General features: G+C 70.5%; 15 protein-coding genes. 8 read left to right on the top strand and 7 right to left on the bottom strand.

All coding sequences use genetic code 11. From position 1 onward, the window contains the following. Positions 1-49: 49 nt before the first annotated feature. The 8 genes from NF557_RS16705 (at position 50) to NF557_RS16670 (ending at position 8,668) form a co-directional block, all read left to right on the top strand. Positions 50-913: a hypothetical protein gene (locus NF557_RS16705; protein WP_252620900.1), complete on the top strand. Its 864-nt coding sequence runs from the start codon at positions 50-52 to the stop codon at positions 911-913. Continuing rightward, positions 910-1,167, top strand: a complete 258-nt coding sequence (locus NF557_RS16700) for a hypothetical protein (RefSeq protein ID WP_252620899.1) — start codon at positions 910-912, stop codon at positions 1,165-1,167. The genes NF557_RS16705 and NF557_RS16700 overlap by 4 nt, the downstream gene beginning before the upstream one ends. A gap of 367 nt (positions 1,168-1,534) precedes the next feature. Continuing rightward, positions 1,535-2,644 carry a C40 family peptidase gene (locus NF557_RS16695; RefSeq protein ID WP_252620898.1) on the top strand — a complete coding sequence of 370 codons (1,110 nt, stop codon included), beginning with the start codon at positions 1,535-1,537 and terminating at the stop codon, positions 2,642-2,644. A gap of 30 nt (positions 2,645-2,674) precedes the next feature. Next, positions 2,675-3,904 carry a M20 metallopeptidase family protein gene (locus NF557_RS16690; RefSeq protein WP_252620897.1) on the top strand — a complete coding sequence of 410 codons (1,230 nt, stop codon included), beginning with the start codon at positions 2,675-2,677 and terminating at the stop codon, positions 3,902-3,904. Between the two features lie 68 nt (positions 3,905-3,972). After that, complete coding sequence (locus NF557_RS16685; protein ID WP_252620896.1) at positions 3,973-5,379, top strand: amidase; 1,407 nt, start codon at positions 3,973-3,975, stop codon at positions 5,377-5,379. Between the two features lie 126 nt (positions 5,380-5,505). After that, complete coding sequence (locus tag NF557_RS16680; protein WP_252620895.1) at positions 5,506-6,534, top strand: sigma-70 family RNA polymerase sigma factor; 1,029 nt, start codon at positions 5,506-5,508, stop codon at positions 6,532-6,534. After that, positions 6,531-7,121 (top strand): maleylpyruvate isomerase family mycothiol-dependent enzyme, encoded by a 591-nt coding sequence (locus tag NF557_RS16675; protein WP_252620894.1) that lies wholly within the window; start codon positions 6,531-6,533, stop codon positions 7,119-7,121. The genes NF557_RS16680 and NF557_RS16675 overlap by 4 nt, the downstream gene beginning before the upstream one ends. Positions 7,122-7,222: 101 nt before the next feature. Next, complete coding sequence (locus NF557_RS16670; RefSeq protein WP_252620893.1) at positions 7,223-8,668, top strand: glucose-6-phosphate dehydrogenase; 1,446 nt, start codon at positions 7,223-7,225, stop codon at positions 8,666-8,668. 136 nt (positions 8,669-8,804) lie between these two features. Here the strand turns inward: NF557_RS16670 and NF557_RS16665 are convergent, their stop codons facing one another. From NF557_RS16665 to NF557_RS16635, 7 genes are all read right to left on the bottom strand, one after another. Continuing rightward, entirely contained in the window at positions 8,805-9,353 is a 549-nt protein-coding gene (locus NF557_RS16665) for a GNAT family N-acetyltransferase (protein WP_252620892.1), read from the bottom strand. 41 nt (positions 9,354-9,394) lie between these two features. Continuing rightward, positions 9,395-9,547, bottom strand: coding sequence for a PIN domain-containing protein (locus tag NF557_RS16660; RefSeq protein ID WP_252620891.1), 153 nt, complete (start codon positions 9,545-9,547; stop codon positions 9,395-9,397). Next, entirely contained in the window at positions 9,516-9,785 is a 270-nt protein-coding gene (locus tag NF557_RS16655; RefSeq protein WP_252620890.1) for a type II toxin-antitoxin system VapC family toxin, read from the bottom strand. Before NF557_RS16655 ends, NF557_RS16660 begins: the two co-directional genes overlap by 32 nt. Then, entirely contained in the window at positions 9,782-10,012 is a 231-nt protein-coding gene (locus NF557_RS16650; RefSeq protein ID WP_252620889.1) for a type II toxin-antitoxin system Phd/YefM family antitoxin, read from the bottom strand. The genes NF557_RS16655 and NF557_RS16650 overlap by 4 nt, the downstream gene beginning before the upstream one ends. Positions 10,013-10,153: 141 nt before the next feature. Then, positions 10,154-13,360, bottom strand: coding sequence for an efflux RND transporter permease subunit (locus NF557_RS16645; protein WP_252620888.1), 3,207 nt, complete (start codon positions 13,358-13,360; stop codon positions 10,154-10,156). A gap of 364 nt (positions 13,361-13,724) precedes the next feature. Beyond that, on the bottom strand, positions 13,725-15,194 hold the full coding sequence (locus NF557_RS16640; RefSeq protein ID WP_252620887.1) for a pyridoxal phosphate-dependent decarboxylase family protein: 1,470 nt from the start codon (positions 15,192-15,194) through the stop codon (positions 13,725-13,727). Then, the gene (locus NF557_RS16635) at positions 15,191-16,537 is read right to left on the bottom strand and encodes an MFS transporter (RefSeq protein ID WP_252620886.1); all 1,347 of its coding nucleotides are present in this window, start codon (positions 16,535-16,537) and stop codon (positions 15,191-15,193) included. The genes NF557_RS16640 and NF557_RS16635 overlap by 4 nt, the downstream gene beginning before the upstream one ends. Positions 16,538-16,565: the final 28 nt, after the last annotated feature.

Genomic DNA, 16,565 nt, shown 5'->3' with positions numbered 1-16,565 from the left:
TCAGGTGGCAGTGGCACGTCCCGCCGCCTCGCTCTCTAGGCTGTGGCCCATGGAGACCGCCGTCGTGCCGCTGCACGTGCTCGACACGGATGTGGACATCCTGGTCTCCGGGGGCCCCAAGGCCGAGGAGTTTGCCCAGACCGTGGCCGAGCGCTGGCACCTGGCCGTCGCCGAGCTGGCCGGCCGGGTCGGTGGCGCACGGGTTGATGATGCTCGGGAGGGCGGCGCACGGGAGTCGGCCGGCGCGCCCGTCACCGTCGAGGTTGAGCTGCTCGAGGAGATGCCGCGGGAGTCGCTGTCGGATGGCGTGCTGCGCGGGACCGACGAGCGGATGCTGCTGCAGCGGCTCACCCAGCAGGTGACGCGGGCCGTGATCGCGGAGCGGACCGGAGACCTGCTGATGCTGCACGCGGGAGCCCTGTCCCACCGGGACACCGGGGCGGCGGCGATCTTCATCGCCCCCGGAGGGACCGGCAAGTCGACGGCCTGTCGGGTGCTGGGGCCCGAGCGTGCCTATCTGAGCGACGAGACGGTCGGCATCCGCAGAGACGGCACGATCGCGCCCTATCTGAAGCCGATTTCCACCCGCCGCGCCGACTGGTCGGGCATCAAGGACGAGGTGGCCCCATCCGCCCTGGACCTGGTCGCGCCGCCGGTGCCGGCCTGGGCCGCGGGGGTGCTGGTGCTGCGCCGGGAGCCGGACCGGCAGGAGCCGCCGGAGATCACGACGCTGGAGACCCTGGAGGCACTGACCGAGATCGCGCCGGAGACCTCGGGCTTCATGGCGACCGAGCGACCCCTGACCTGGTTGGCGCAGGTGCTGGAGTCCACCGGCGGTGTCCGCCGGGTGACCTATGGTGCGGCCGAGGACCTGCGGCCGCTGGTCGACGAGATCTGCGGGAGGCAGCGGTGAGGGTGCGGGCCCAGCAGGTCCTGGACGAGGTCGTGCGCGGAGACGAGGCGGTGGTCCTGTGGGACGGCCAGATCCTGCGGGTGAGCGCGCTCGCACACAGCATCCGTGAGCTCTCGAGGGACTGGATCGAGCTGTCCGACCTGGCGGTGGCGCTCGCGCAACGGCACGGTGCGCCGGACGGTGACCTGATGGACGCCCTGACCCCGGTCGTGGCGGACCTGGCCTCCGCAGGGCTGGTCGAGACCCGCGACTGAGGTGCAGCCAGCGCCGCGCGGCGGGCCGCGGTAGTTCCCCAACCGGCCGCCGTCACGCCGCGCATGTGCCTCATGGCTGCGGTCGACGAAGCGCTGCGCCTCCAGCTGCAATTGTGACCGCGCGACGCGCGCAGAATCGCTGCGCGGCCCCCGAGACGGGCACATTTCTGGCAACTTCGACCCGTCCGCCCCACCCGTCGCCCTGACCTGCAGAACCACAACGGTGTTGTGAGCAACATCACGGGCAGATGGCGCAACACAGCGTGCACAACGGTGTATGACGCAACTTGCGTTCACTCGCGGGGTTTGGGTTCACTGGTGGTGGCCCCCGGCCATCCTCATCGCCTCTGACACTCTGGACTGCCCTATGCCCACGTCCCTGCCCTGCCACAGCTCTGTCCGCGCCACCACGCCCAAGCCGGTGGTCACCTGCCGTCCGCGGCGCGCGCTGACGACCGCGCTGGCGATCGCGCTCGCGGTCCCGCTGCTGACCGCCGGACCCAGCTCTGCCGCCCCGACTGTGCCGGTCCCGGCTACCCCGGTCGTGCTGCCGATGGACAACGTCCTGAGCGTGACGATGTATACCCGCACCAGCGTCAACGTGCGCTCCGGCCCGAGCACGAGCCACTCGGTCGTCGGCGGTTACGCCAAGGGCACGAAGGTGACCGGCACCTGGACCAGCAACGGCTGGTTGCACCTCGGGAACGGCCGCTATGTCGCAGGCAGTGTTCTGGTCTCCACGCCGCCGTCCTCCGGTGACGTCACCCGCTACACCCGCACCAGCGTCAACGTGCGCTCCGGCCCGAGCACGAGCCACTCGGTCGTCGGTGGCTACCCCAAGGGTACGAAGGTGACCGGCACGTGGACTAACGGCTGGCTGCACATCGGCAACGGGCGCTATGTCGCCGGCACGGTGCTCGTGTCGACCCCGCCGGAGTCCAGCACCGAGGTCACCCGCTACACCCGGACCAGTGTCAACGTGCGCTCCGGCCCGAGCACGAGCCACTCGGTCGTCGGCGGCCACGCCAAGGGCACCGAGCTGACCGGGACGCTGACCAGCAACGGCTGGCTGCAGACCTCCGCGAGCCGCTACGTGGCCGGCAGCGTGCTCGTCACCGAGGACCCGACGGACAACGTCTCGGGCAGCGCGATCCTGGCCGAGGCTGAGAAGTACGCGGGCATCATGTACCGCTACGGCGGCACCAGCCCGAGCACCGGCTTCGACTGCTCCGGCTACACGCAGTATGTCTTCGGCCAGCTCGGCATCAGCCTCCCGCGCTCCGCCGCCGCCCAGCAGTCCTACGCCACCCCGGTCAGCAGCCCGCAGCCCGGCGACCTCGTCTTCTGGGGCTCCCCCGCCTACCACGTCGGCATCTATGCCGGCGGCGGGCAGATCTGGGACTCGGGCAAGCCCGGCATCCCGGTCCAGAAGCGCAACATCTTCTCCGGCGTCTCCGGCTACGGACGGGTCAACTGAGCCACACCCGGTGCTGTCAGGATGGGGGCTATGCGCACCCGTGAGATCGCCGAGGAGCTGCGACCCGAGCTGGTCGCCCTCCGGCGTGAGCTGCACCAGATCCCGGAGCTGGGGCTCCACCTCCCGCTGACCCAGCAGAAGGTGCTGGACGAGCTGGCCGGCCTCGACCTGGAGATCACCACCGGCGAGGGGCTCTCCTCGGTCGTGGCCGTCCTGCGTGGCACCGCGCCGCCTCCCGAGGGCCGGACCGACCGTCCCGTCGTGCTCCTGCGCGGCGATATGGACGGCCTGCCGGTGACCGAGGACCTGGCCCACCTGGACTACCAGTCCACCCACGTCGGACAGATGCACGCCTGCGGGCACGATCTGCATACGGCCTCCCTGGTCGGTGCCGCGCGCATCCTGCACCGACTGCGCGATGAGCTGGCGGGCGACGTCGTCCTGATGTTCCAGCCCGCCGAGGAGGGACCGGGCGGGGCTGAGCCAATGCTGGCCGAGGGGCTGCTGTCCGCGGCCGGCCGGCCGGTCGAGGCGGCCTATGCGATGCACGTCTCGTCCTCGGAGTTCCCTCTGCGCCAGTGGTTCTCGCGGCCGACCGCCATCATGGCGGCGGCCGACACGGTGCACATCGAGGTGACCGGTCGGGGCGGTCACGGGTCGCAGCCGCACTTCTCGCTCGACCCCGTGCCGGTCCTGTGCGAGATCGTGCTGGCGCTGCAGACGATGCTCAGCCGCAGCTTCGACCCCTTTGACACCGTGGTGCTGACGGTGGGGCGCATCGCAGCCGGCACCAAGGACAACATCATCGGCGACACCGGCGAGCTGTCCGCGACCCTGCGCACCTTCTCGCCCGAGACCCGCGAGCTGGCGCTGGCCAACATCGAGCGCGTCACGCACCACGTCGCCGCCGCGCATGGGCAGACCGCGCGGATGTGGACGACGGAGGCCTATCCCGCGACGATCAACGACGAGCGGGAGTATGCGCTCGCTCGCCGGGCCGTCGAGGACCTGTTCGGCCCCGAGCAGTATGTCGACCGCCCCACCCCCGAGATGGGCTCGGAAGACATGTCGTTCGTGCTGAACGAGGTGCCCGGTGCCTACTTCTTCGTCAGTGCCTGCCCGGCGCAGGACTATCGCAACGCACCGACCAACCACTCGCCGAGGGCGGAGTTTGACGACGTCGTCGTCCCGGACGCCGCTGCCTGGTATGCCGAGGTGGCGCTGCGTCGGACCGCTCAGGTCGGCACGGAGCACGGCTGAGCATGCTCACCCACGGTGGTGGACGCACCGGGGGCCGCTGACCAGTGGCGGCGCTGGTCAGCAGGAACTTGTCGCAGCTGCGAGAGCGCGCCGAGTCGCTCGGCCTGACCCTCCTCTCTTCGGCCGACGAACTGGAGCAGCGACATCGTCAGGACGAGGCGACGCTGGAGACGCTGCGCGCTTTTGACGCCCACTCGATGGACGCTGAGCGTCCAGGTGGTCTGCCGGAGTTGAGCTGGGCCGGACGCCGGCCGCTCCCCACGCCGCCGGCTCTGCCGGTGGTGGCCCGCGAGGCGCCGACCTGGATCACGGTGCTCGACGCTCCACGTGTGCACCCCGGTGGACGGCTCACCGGCTTCGAGGTCGGCATCAAGGACCTGCTGGACGTCGAGGGCTGCACGGTCACGGCCGGGACGCGGGCGCACCGCGCTGGTCCCGCGGTCCGCGACGCTCCCGCCGTGCACGCGCTGCGGGCTGCGGGAGCGACGATCCGCGGGACGACCAACCTGCACGCCCTCGCCTATGGCGCCACGGGCACCAGCAGTGACTGGGGCGTCCCACGCAACCCTGCCTCCCCTGGTGCTATCCCCGGTGGTTCGAGCAGCGGCTCGGCGGTGGCCGTCGCCGAGCGCAGCGCAGCGCTCACGCTCGGGACCGACACCTCCGGCTCGATCCGCATCCCGGCCGCGCTGTGCGGGGTCGTCGGGCTGAAGCCGACGCGCGGGCTGGTCAGCCTCGAAGGCTGCCACCCGCTGTCGCCGACCCTCGACCACATCGGCCCGCTCGCCGGCTCCGTCGAAGTCGTCGCTGCCGCCGTGGGCACCCTCGCTGGCTGGCACTCGTGGCAGCTGCCGCAGGAGCCGCAGGGCCGGATCCGGGTCGGCCTGCTCGGGGGCTACTTCGACGAGGGCCTGAGCGCGCCGATCCGTGCGGCGCTGGGTGAGGCGCTCACGGTGCTGGACCGTGCCGGGGTCGAGCTGACTCCGGTCGAGCTCGATCTGGCACGACACATCCCAGGCGCCCAGATCGCCGTGCTGGGAGCCGAGGCCCTCGCCACCAACCTCCCCACCCTGCGAGCGCACGGCCGTGAGCTGCCCGCGGATGTGCGGCTCCGCCTCGAGGCCGGTCTGGCGCGGACGGACGAGCAGCTGACGGTGGCGCGCGAGCTGACGGTGAGGTGGCGCCGCCAGGTGGACGCGGCGCTGGCGCACTGCCACGTGCTGCTGTGTCCGACGACGGCGATCCCCGCCACCGCCCCCGAGGTCTCGCACGTGGAGGTCGACGGCGACCTGGTGACCGTGCAGCTCTCCCTGACCAGGTTGACGATGCCGTTCAACTTCTCCGGACACCCTGCGATCTCGCTGCCCTGGCGAGACTCTGGGGGCACCCTGCTGGGGGTGCAGCTGATCGGGCGGACCGGTGGCGACCAGGACCTGCTGGCGGTCGCGTCCCACGTGGAGCAGCTACTGTCCTGATGTCCACGGGTCCGGTGGACATCGCACTGGCCCACCGATGAGTTCTGCCGGGCCGACCGGTCAACCCTCACCGAGCGCACCGAGCCGGCTGCGCGGCATACTGACTGGACGAGGGAAGGGCAGTCGATGAGCACCACTGGCCCGAGCACGGGGACCGACGAGTTCATGACGCGTGCCGAGGGGTTCCGCCGCGAGCTGCTGGCGCACTGCTATCGGATGTCCGGCTCGGCGCACGACGCCGAGGACCTGGTGCAGGAGACCTATCTGCGCGCTTGGCGGGCCTATGACAAGTTTGAGGACCGCTCGTCGATGCGCACCTGGCTCTATCGGATCGCCACCAACGTCTGCCTCACGGCGCTCGAGGGACGCGCCCGACGACCCCTGCCGACCGGGCTGGGACAGCCCAGCTCGGACCCCGACACCCCGTTGTCCGAGCCTGGTGAGGTGCCGTGGCTCTCACCGCTGCCCGACTCGATGGGCGGCAGCGGCCCCGAGGACGCGGCCGAGCAGCGCGAGAGCGTCCACCTCGCCTTCATCGCGGCCCTGCAGCACCTGCCACCGCGCCAGCGCGCCGCCCTCGTGCTGCGGGACGTGCTGCAGTGGCGGGCCGCCGAGGTCGCGGAGGCGGTCGGCACCTCGACGGCTGCGGTCAACAGTGCCCTGCAGCGGGCGCGGGCCGCGGTGCGGGCCGCTCAGCTGGAGCGCGACCAGGCTCCTGAGCCGCTGGACGCCGAGCAGGAGGAGCTGCTGCAGCGCTATGTCACGGCGTTCTGGGAGAAGGACGTCGAGGCGCTGGTGGCGATGTTCACCGACCAGGCGGTCTGGGAGATGCCGCCGTTCCCGGAGTGGTACTCCGGCCCCGAGGCGATCTCGCGCCTGATCGCGCAGAAGTGCCCCGGCCAGGTGCACGAGATGATCATGCTGCCGACCTCCGCCAACGGACAGCCGGCGTTCGGGCTCTATATGAAACAGCCCGACGGGTCCTTCCAGCCGTTCCATCTGCAGGTGCTGACCCTCGACCAGCGTCAGGTCTCGCACGTCGGCGCGTTCTTCGACACCCAGCTCTTTGCGCTGTGCGGACTCCCGGAGTCGTTGCCGCCCGGCTCGACGGGGCCACGCGTGCGAGTCAGCGACAGCCAGACCCCGGTGCCGTGAGCGCCGCGCCGGTCGGGACGCTGCCCGAGCTCGGCCTGCTGGAACGCTCGGTCGACTATGCGCGGGGCACGCTGGTCGCGGCGGCCACCACCGCCGGAGATGTGCCGACACCGTGCGCGGCGTGGACCCTCGCTGACCTGCTCACCCACATGGGCTCGTCCCTGCGCACGCTCGAGCAGGCGGCGGTGGTCGGTGGCATCGCGATCCTCGAACCACCCGCCTTCGGGCCCAGCGACCTGGCCGTCGCCGAGCAGGTGGCGCAACTGCAGACACGTGCCTGCGCGCTGATGGAGTCCTGGATGGGACCACAGGCCCCGGTGATCTTCCGGGTCGGCGGCTCCGAGCTGCAGGCCGGGCTGCTCGCCGCTGCCGGGGCGCTGGAGATCACCGTCCACGCCTGGGACGTCGGGCGCGCGTGCCGCCTCACGCGTCCGATCCCACGCCCGCTCGCCGAGGACCTGCTCAGCTATGCGCCACTGCTGGTCAGTGACGTCGACCGACCGCACCGGTTCGGTCCGCCGCTGCCCACCGGGACGGACAGCTCGCCGGCGCAGGAGCTGCTGGCGCTGGTGGGCCGACAGGGTTAGCCAGCTGACGGCATACGACACTGTCTTGAGCGGGTGGTGGTGGGGTGCCGGACGAGACTGCCGGGTCGCACCATGTCGGTGCGGGCTGGAACACTGGCCGGATGAGCGATGAGCAGACCACTCCCGCGAGCCAGCCGAGCGACGCCGCAGTTGCCGGGTCATCGGACGACACCACCACCCTGCTGATCCTGGGGGCGTCCGGGGACCTGACCAGTCGGCTGCTGCTGCCCGGCCTCGGCTCGCTGTTGGCCGTCGAGACCGACCGCCGGGTGCGGGTGGTGGGCGCCGACCGCGCCGATATGAGCCAGGAGGAGTGGGCCGACACCGTCCGCACGGCCTTCGCCTCCGTGCAGGCGCCCGCCGACGTGGTGGACGCGGCCTGCGCCGACACGGTCTACGTCAAGGCCGACCTGCTCGAGCCCGACCAGCTCGACGCGTTGCTCACCTCGGTCGGCGACCCCGTCGTGCTGTATTTTGCGCTGCCCCCTGCCATCAGCGTCCAGGTCTGTCAGCTGCTGGAGCAGCGTGGGGTCTCCGACCAGACGCGGCTCGCGCTGGAGAAGCCGTTTGGCACCGACCTCGAGTCGGCGCGGGCGCTCAACGTGCAGCTGCTCAAGGTGGTCGAGGAGAACAGCATCTATCGCGTCGACCACTTCCTGGGTCGCAGCACGGTGCTCAACCTGCTCGGCGTCCGCTTCGCCAACCGTGTGCTGCAGCCGGTCTGGTCCTCTGAGCACATCGAGAAGGTCGTCATCTCCTATGACGAGAAGCTCGCCCTGGAGGAGCGCGCCGGCTACTACGACAAGGCGGGCGCCCTGGTCGACATGATCCAGTCCCACCTGCTGCAGATCCTGGCGTTCTTCGCCATGGAGGCGCCCGCGTCGCTGGACGAGGACGAGGTGCGGTCGCTGAAGGCAGAGGTCCTGACGGCCACCCGTGTCTGGGGAGGTGACCCCGTGACGGCGTCCCGGCGGGCGCGCTACACCGCCGGCACGATCGGTGCGCGGTCCGTGCCGGACTATGTCGCCGAGGAGGGGGTGGACCCCGCGCTCAACACCGAGACCCTGGCGGAGATGGTTGTGGAGATCGACAACGACCGGTGGCGGGGCACGCCGTTCATCCTGCGCAGCGGCAAGGCGCTGGGCGTTCCGTGCAAGCGCATCGAGGTCGAGTTCCGGCCACCGACGAGCCTGCCGCATGGGCTGCACGGCCCGGACGTGCCCGACAAGTTCATCCTCGAGCTCAAGCCCGCAGAGATGATCCTGTCGCTGTCGATCAACGCCGAGGGTGATCCGTTCGACCTGGAGCAGAAGGAGCTGCACGCCAAGCTCGCCGACTCGCGCATGCTGCCCTATGGCGAGGTCCTGGGCCGGATCCTGGACGGCGACCCACTGCTGTCGATCCGCGGCGACGTGGCCGAGGACTGCTGGCGCATCGTGGAGCCGGTGCTGTCGGCGTGGAAGGCCGATCAGGTGCCGATGCAGGAGTACCCCGCGGGCTCGGCCGGCCCCGACGGCTGGGGCACGATCCCGCCTCCGAAAATGTAGGGGTTTCGCACGTCCTCCACGCAGTCTTGTCGCGGCGTGGTCCGCGCTCCACTTTTTCTCATGGTCTCGGGCAGCTCGAGAATCGTCGTGGTCTGTTCGAACGGGCCCGCGTCCTCGACCTGACCGTGAAGCCGTGTCAGACCTCAAGGTCCTCCCACACGAATGTCGTCGTCCGCCCGCGCTCCCAGTCCTGCCGCAGCAGGCCGTAGGCGACTGAGGCCACGGGCTCGCCGCCCTCCACCGGCCAGCCCTGACGGTAGTGCGCCTCCTTGACCCACCCGCAGCGCAGGAAGGTCTTGCGCATCGCGATGTTGTCCTCCCGGGTCTGCCCCTCGAACCGGATCACCTCGGGCATCGTGGTGAAGACGTGGTCGGCCGCCACACGCAGGATCTCCTGCCCGAGCCCCTGCCCCCGGAACGACGCGTCGAGCCGCAGGTCGAACAGCGGGGCCCCGTCGGTGAGGTCCTCGAGCCGAAAGAAACCGACCCGGCCGAGCTCGTCGTGCTCGACCCAGAACGAGTCGTTGTCCTCGTTCCGAAACGCCCCGTCGGTGATCGCGGCCTCGACCTGCTCCTGAGTCGGTCGGTGACCGACGTGGAACGGGAACTCGTTGCGGGTCATGAAGTCCACCAGCTCAGCACCGTCTGAGCCGGTGGGGTTGAGCCTGGCGAGAGTGACGGTCACCCGCCCGACCCTAGTCCGTGACGCACAGGGACACGTGCCGCTCACCACAGCGTGGCGAGCCCCGAGAGGCGGGTGAACGCCGCGTTATGAGTCACCAGCGTCAACGACTCGAGCATCGCCTGGGCGGCGAGCATGCGGTCGAAGGGGTCGCGATGCTGCCAGTCAAGTTGTTCCGGCGAGGAGCGCGTGCTCATCTGTGATCGGCAGCCGGGTCACTCCCAGACGATCGAGGTGACGTCCGTACCCGCCCACCAGTGCATCGGCGTGCGGCAGTGTGCCGATGCGCTGCTTGGTGGCGATCTCCCAGGCGGACGCTGCCGAGACGACGAGACGCGTGGAGCTCGTGGCGATGGCGGGTCGCGCGACGGGACCGAGTCGCTGGGGATCAGTCAGCGCCCACAGCAGTGCGTGGGTGTCCAGAAGCAGAGTCACGCAGTCCCCTCCCAGTCCGCGAGTTCCTCCTCGGGCAGTGGCTCGAAGAACTGCGCAGGAACCGAGTAGTGGACGAAACCGAGCTCCCGATCGTGTCGTTCGTCAAGTGGGGAGAGCCGCGCCACAGGGCGGTCTCCTCGCGCAATGATGATCTCCTCGCCCCGCTCGACGGCGGCCAGAAGCGCAGACAGATGGGTCTTGGCGTACTGCACCTTCACCGGTTCCATCTGTCCAGACTAGGCACTAGACCAAGCTGGGTCGACCAACCCTGGTCTGCTGCGCTAGCCGAGCATTGCGGGTCCCTAGCGCGGCCGAGCATTGCGTGGGATTTGTTCCACCAGGCGGACCGAATCCCACGCGATGACCCCTCAGCTGGCGGTCACCACCTCGGGGGCGTCGGGGGCGTGCTTGCCGCGACGCTGCCGACGGCGCTCGTTCCACCCCTCGACGAGTCGATAGAGCACCGGCACCAGGAGCAGGGTCAGCACGGTCGAGCTGAGCAGGCCGCCGATCACGACCAGGGCCAGCGGCTGGGAGATGAAAGCCCCGCCGCCGGTGATGGACAGTGCCATCGGCGTCAGCGCGCCGATGGTGGCCAGCGCGGTCATCACGATCGGACGGAACCGATGCCGGGCACCCTCGATGAGGGCGTCGTGCACTTCGAGGCCGCGGCGTCGATACTGGTTGACCAGGTCGATGAGCACGATGGCGTTGGTGACCACGATGCCCACCAGCATCAGCATGCCGATCATCGCGGCCACGTCCAGCGGGGTGTCGGTCAGCAGCAGCATCGCGATCGAGCCGGTCGCGGCGAACGGGACCGAGACCATCAACAGCAACGGCTGCACCAGGCTGTTGAACGTCGCGACCATCACCAGATAGACGATGGCGATCGCGGCCAGCAGGGCCAGGCCGAGGCTGGCGAAGGCGTCAGCCTGCTCCGCACTGACCCCGCCGATCGTGGCCCGGATCCCCTCGGGCAGGTCGAGTCCGTCCAGCCCCTCCTGCACCTGGGCGGTCAGGGCACCCAGGTCGTCACCGGTGGCCGTGGCGGTGATGTTGGCGCTGCGGATGCCGTCGATCCGGCTGATCCGCACCTGCTGGTCGACCCTCTCGAGGGTGGCCACGTCGCCCAGGACGACCTCGCCCTCCGGCCCGGCTCCGACGGTGAGGTCCTCCAGGGCCGCCAGGTCTGCGGGCGGCTCGCCCTGGTGCACCACGACCGAGGCGGGCTGTGTGCCCAGGACCACCCGGCCCACCGTGCTGCCGCCCATCGCGGACGCGACCGCCTGACCGACCTGGGTCTCGGTGATCCCGAGCTGGGCGGCTGCCGCGCGGTCGACGGTGACCTCGAGTCCCGGCACGGTGTCCGTCAGGTTGTTGGTCACGTCCTCGGCACCGACGTCCTTGAGGACCTGGGTGACGTCGTCTGCCGCGCTGGCGAGGTCCTCCTGGTCCTGGCCGGTGACGATGACCTGGAGCTCGGTGGCGCCGGGTGCCGCGTTGGCCGAGGTGGCCGTGAGGTTCGCGGTCTCCGGGGTCGGTGCCTCACTCTTGATGGTCGCGCCGAAGGTGTCTCCGTCGGTGCCCTCGGCCAGGGTGACCGCCAGCGTGGAGGTGTTGGCACCGCCGCCGAGGAAGACGGCCTCGATGCCACCTGAGGAGCCCACCGTCGCCTGGTAGGACTCGACCTCGGGCCGTCCGGAGAGCCAGTCCTCCAGCTCGCGGCTGGCCGCGTCGGTCTCCTCGAGCGTGCTGCCCGACGGCAGGGACAGCGTGACCGTGAGGCTGTTGGCCCCCGAGTCGCCGATGAAGTCGGTCTTGAGCTGGGTCGCGGCGACCCCGGTGCCGGCCAGGAGCGCCACCGCGAGCAGGAGTGACCAGACCGGGTGGGCCAGCGCCGGGCGCAGCACCTTCAGGAAGCCGCGCTGCAGGCGGTCGGGGGCGTCCGTCTTGAGCGACGGAGCGGCGGGCTCCGCGACGTCGGGCTCCGCGACGTCGGGCTCGGTCACCGCGCGAGCGTCGGGGCCACGCCCCAGGAACCAGAAGCCGAGCACCGGGATGATCGTCAGCGCGACCAGGAGCGAGGCGCCCATCGCGATGGCGATGGTCAGTGCGAAGGGTCGGAACAGCTCCCCGATCTGCCCACCGACGAAGGCCATCGGCAAGAACACTGCGACTGTCGCGACGGTCGCCGAGGTGATGGCCCCGGCCACCTCGCGCACCGCTCGCTGGATCGAGGTGAGCCGGTCCTCACCGAGCGCGTTGTGCCGCTTGATGTTCTCGATGACCACGATCGAGTCGTCGACGACGCGGCCGATCGAGATGGTCAGCGCCCCCAGGGTCAGGATGTTGAGCGAGTAGCCCGCGCCCTGCAGCCCCAGCATGGCGATGAGCAGCGACAGCGGGATGCTCACCGCGGTGACCAGGGTCAGTCGCAGCGAGAACAGGAAGAGCAGGACGATCAGGATCGCGAAGCCCAGGCCCAGCAGCCCCTCGGTCGTCAACCCCTCGATGGACTGCTCGATGAACGGCGCCTGGTCGAAGATGATGCGCAGCTCGCCACCACCGAGCTGCTCCTCCAGCTCCGGGGTGATCTCGGTCAGGGCGTGCGAGATGTTGACCGCGTTGCCGTCGGGAGTCTTGGTGATCGACAGCCCGACGCTGGGCTCCCCGTTGGTGCGGGTGTATGCCGTCGCCTCCTGCTCGGTCAGCTCCACCTCCGCGACGTCCCCCAGGGTGAGGGGTGGGCTGGTCGGCTGAGTCGGTGCGGCAGGTGCTCCCGGTTGTGCGGGCGGTGCTCCGGGTAGTGCGGGAGGTGCTCCGGGTAGTGCGGGCGGTGCCACGAGAGGCAGTGCCGCCAGCTCCTCGACGCTGCCGAGCCGGCTGCCGACGGTGACGAGCAGCTCCTCACCGTCGTCGGTGATGGTCCCGGCGGGCACCAGGACCCCGTTGGCCTGCAGCAGCTGCGCCACCGTGGCGCCGCTGACGCCTGCCTGCGCGGCAGCCTCGGGGTCCAGGTCCACCCGCACGATCTGAGCCGCGATGCCGGTCAGCTGCACGTCGCGCACGCCGTCCAGGTCTTCCAGGTCCGGGATGACGACGTCGCGGAGCCGCTGGAGCAGGTCCGAAGGGTTGTCACCGCCGGTGGCGGAGAGCTGGATGATCGGGAAGTCGTCGATGTTACCCGCGATGATCTGGGGCTCGGCGTCCTCCGGCAGACCCTGCAGACCGAGCACGGCTCTCTGCAGGTTGGTCTGAGCCGAGCCCAGGTCGGTCCCGTAGTCGAGCTCGATCGTCACGACCGAGAAGCCCTCGCTGGACTGGGACTGCACCTCGACCACGTTGTCCAGCCCCTGGGCCGCGGTCTCGATCCGGTCGCTGACCTGCTCCTCGACGACCGCCGCGCTCGCGTCCGGCACCGGGGTCGCCACCGCGAGCACGGGGAACTGCAGCGAAGGGAACAGCTCGCGTGGCAGCGCGCTCATCGCGTTGAGGCCGAAGAAGATCGCAAACAGCGTCGTCAGGGCGATCAGCGCACGGTTGTGCAGGCTGAACCTGGTCAGCTTCGTCATGGAGCGGGTCCCTCACGGTCGATAGAGCAACAGGGAAAGTATGACCGCATCCCAATTTTTGGGGTGGTTCGGTCCGCGCTGAACCTATTTTTGGGGTGGTTCGGACCACCCCGGCACCCCGGCGCCCCGACACCCCGGCACCGGTGCCTCCCCAGACCGAGGCCCTCGGCTGGAGACGTCTTGGAGCCTGAAATGTCTCTTGCAGCCGGTTGCAACCGGCCGCAAGAAGCAAAGGACGCTCCAAGACGAGGGGCACTGGCTGATCCCCGCCACCAGTCAGCCGCCCAGAACCTATTTTTGGGGCGGGTTCGGACCGCGCAACACGCACTCTCTGCGGTCGTCTCGACCGCATCCCCACCTTTGGTCAGGGAGCTGGCGCGGCGAACGCGGCCAGGAACTCCACCAGGAGGCCTGCGGTCGCCTCGCGAGGCAGGGCCTCGATCAGGGCCAGCACCTGCGTCAGGTCCAGCTCGCCGCTCTCGCGCGCCCGCTCCGCCAGCGCGACGGCGTCGGGCGCCGGCAGGTCTGCAGGGAGCTCGACCGTCCCGCCCCGGACCTCGTCGGCGCTCTCCCGCAGGACCCTCGTCAGCTCGGGGAGGACGCCCAGCGTTGCCGGAGTGATCGTCAGGTGGGTCGAGCGGGGGATCACAGAGCCGTCGCCTTGCTGAAGAGCCGGCTGCCCCTGCAGCACGAACCCGCGTCGGGCCGCCGCGGCTGCCCACAGGTGGGGGTGCACCCGCTGCTCCGGCGGCACCGTCTCGTCGGTGACCACCGCGAGCAGCGGACCCGCCGGTGCACCCAGGACAGCCAGCCCCCCGATCGAGTCGACGCAGCGGGTGACCTCCTGGGTCGCCACGACGATCTGCCGCGTCAGGTCCGTGAAACCACCCGGGCCCAGCGCCGTCGTGACGGCCCACGCGGCGGCGAGCGAGGTCGCCGAGCGGGACCCGAGCACGGTGGGGTTCACCACGGGATAGCCCGGCCAGTCGGTCAGGGCGAAGTAGCGCGCCAGGTCCAGCTCGCGCTCGGCAAAGAGCAGCAGCGAGGCGCCCTTGGGGGCATAGCCGAACTTGTGCAGGTCGGCCGAGATGCTGCTCACCCCCGGGACCTCGAAGTCCCACTCAGCTGGCGGCATACCTCCCGCGTCGGCCCAGAAGGGCAGCACCAGCCCACCGATGCAGGCATCCACGTGGCACGGGATCCCACGCGTGGCCGCCGCGCCCGCGACCTCGGCCACCGGGTCGAGCACGCCGTGCGGATAGCTCGGCGCCGACACCACGACCAGCGCCGTCTGCTCGGTCAACCGGTCGATGAGGGCAGCAGCGTCCGGCACCCCGGTGACCGGGTCCACGGGCACGACGTCGAGGTCGAGCCCGAGATAGTGCGCCGCCTTGTGGAACGCCGCGTGAGCTGATGCGGCCAGCACGATCCGTGGTCGGCCGGTGTCCGTGGCGGCTCGCTCGCCCTGGGCCGCCCGCCACCGGTCGCGCGCCGCCTTCACCGCGAGCAGGCAGCTCTCGGTCCCACCGGAGGTGACCGACCCCACAGCTTGCGGCCCGTGCAGGATCGTGCGCCCGAAGGTGACCAGGTCGGCCTCCATCAGCGCCACGGACGGAAAGGTCGTGGGGTCCAGGCCGTTGACCGGCAGGGCCATCGCCGCCGCGCTCGCCGCCAGCGCGTCAAGCTCGGCCAGACCGCTGTCATAGACATAGGACAAGACCGAGCCGCCGTGGGTGGGAGCGTCGTGGGAGCGGTATGCCGCCAGCCGCTCCAACACCGGCTGACTGTCGATCGTGGGCCGGGTTGGTCCAGGGCTGGGGGTCGGGTCGGTCATGCGGTCACCTCGGTCGGGACAGGGTCACGATAACGACGTAGGACGAGCAGGCTGGCCCCGACGAGCAGCGCGGGGATCAGCGAGAAAGCCAGGACGATGAGGGTCAGCGCCGACCCGGGCTGGGTCACCACCTCGTCGGCGGTGCTGGACCGGAAGCCACCCAGGGCGAGCAGCAGCAGCACCACGGCCGGGCCGAGCGCCAGCCCGGTTGTCTCGCCGGCCGTCCACAACCCGCTCATGGCGCCGCCGCGGTGTCGGCCGGCGGCCGAGATCACGTCCGGCAGCATCGCCAGCGGGAAGAGCTGCATCCCGGCATAGCCGACGCCGGCCACGGCCACCGGCAGATACAGCCAGCCGCCCGGCGCCCACAGCAGCAGCACCAGGGAGAGTGCGGCGCCGGCGAACAGGACCGACGCGAGCGTGAACGCGGTCTGCTTGCCGACGCGCCCGGCATACCTGGTCCACAGCGGCACCACGAGGATGGCCGGGGCGACGAGCGCGACGAACACAAAGGTCAGGGCGGCCTGGTCGTCGAGGGTGTAGGTCGCGACATACTGCACCGCCGCGAGCATGACGCCGGTGGCCAGCGCCTGCAGCACAAAGACGATGAGCAGGGAGCGATAGGTCGGCAGCTCACGAAAGGCCACCAGGCCGGTCCGATACTCCCCACGAATGCGCGCGGGGCGGTCCGAACCACCCCGAGAGTGGGGGTGGGACCGACCACGCACGCCGACGACGGTCGCGAGCATGCCGCCCAGGAGCACCACGGCGACGACCACGCCCATCACCAGATAGCCGACAGAGTCGCCACCGGCGGCGTCGCGCACGGCCGGGCCGCCCGCCCCGACCAGGAGAATCGCCAGGGCGAGGACCGCGATTCGCCAGCCCATGAGGCGGGTCCGCTCGGCATAGTCGCTGGTCAGGTCCGCGGGCAGGGCGATGTAGGGCACCTGGAAGAGGCTGAACGAGCTCGTGGCCAGGACGAAGAAGACCAGCACCCACAGCCCGGCCGCCACGGGGGAGAGACCGGCCGGTGCCGCGAACATGCCGATGAACCCGATCGGCAGGGTGAGCGCACCGACCGTCATCAGCACGGTCCGGGTCTGGCGTCGTCCGGCCTCCCGGTCGCTGAGCGCACCGACCGCCGGGTCGATCAGCACGTCCCACGCCTTCGGCGCGAGGACCACGACCGTGGCCAGCAGCGCCGGCACCGCGAGGGTGTCCGTCAGGTAGTAGGCCAGCACCAGTCCCGGCAGGGTCCCGAAACCTCCCGTGCCCACACTGCCGGCGGCATAGCCGGCAACGGCGCGACGCGGTATGCGGTCACTCGCCGTCGCGGTCATGGCGGCACTGTAGCGGGGGAGGTGCGGA

The sequence above is a fragment of the Ornithinimicrobium cryptoxanthini genome, assembly GCF_023923205.1.
Classification (GTDB): Bacteria; Actinomycetota; Actinomycetes; order Actinomycetales; family Dermatophilaceae; genus Ornithinicoccus; species Ornithinicoccus cryptoxanthini.
Note: the sequence above shows the minus strand (reverse complement) of the source record. Positions and strands in the feature narration are given on the sequence as shown.

Excerpts from the sequence above, each read along its gene's own strand:
- NF557_RS16695 (WP_252620898.1), top strand. The coding sequence starts at position 1,535 with ATGCCCACGTCCCTGCCCTGCCACAGCTCTGTCCGCGCCACCACGCCC.
- NF557_RS16645 (WP_252620888.1), bottom strand. The coding sequence starts at position 13,360 with ATGACGAAGCTGACCAGGTTCAGCCTGCACAACCGTGCGCTGATCGCC.
- NF557_RS16670 (WP_252620893.1), top strand. The coding sequence starts at position 7,223 with ATGAGCGATGAGCAGACCACTCCCGCGAGCCAGCCGAGCGACGCCGCA.
- NF557_RS16650 (WP_252620889.1), bottom strand. The coding sequence starts at position 10,012 with ATGGAACCGGTGAAGGTGCAGTACGCCAAGACCCATCTGTCTGCGCTT.
- NF557_RS16680 (WP_252620895.1), top strand. The coding sequence starts at position 5,506 with ATGAGCACCACTGGCCCGAGCACGGGGACCGACGAGTTCATGACGCGT.
- NF557_RS16640 (WP_252620887.1), bottom strand. The coding sequence starts at position 15,194 with ATGACCGACCCGACCCCCAGCCCTGGACCAACCCGGCCCACGATCGAC.
- NF557_RS16705 (WP_252620900.1), top strand. The coding sequence starts at position 50 with ATGGAGACCGCCGTCGTGCCGCTGCACGTGCTCGACACGGATGTGGAC.
- NF557_RS16635 (WP_252620886.1), bottom strand. The coding sequence starts at position 16,537 with ATGACCGCGACGGCGAGTGACCGCATACCGCGTCGCGCCGTTGCCGGC.
- NF557_RS16660 (WP_252620891.1), bottom strand. The coding sequence starts at position 9,547 with ATGAGCACGCGCTCCTCGCCGGAACAACTTGACTGGCAGCATCGCGAC.
- NF557_RS16690 (WP_252620897.1), top strand. The coding sequence starts at position 2,675 with ATGCGCACCCGTGAGATCGCCGAGGAGCTGCGACCCGAGCTGGTCGCC.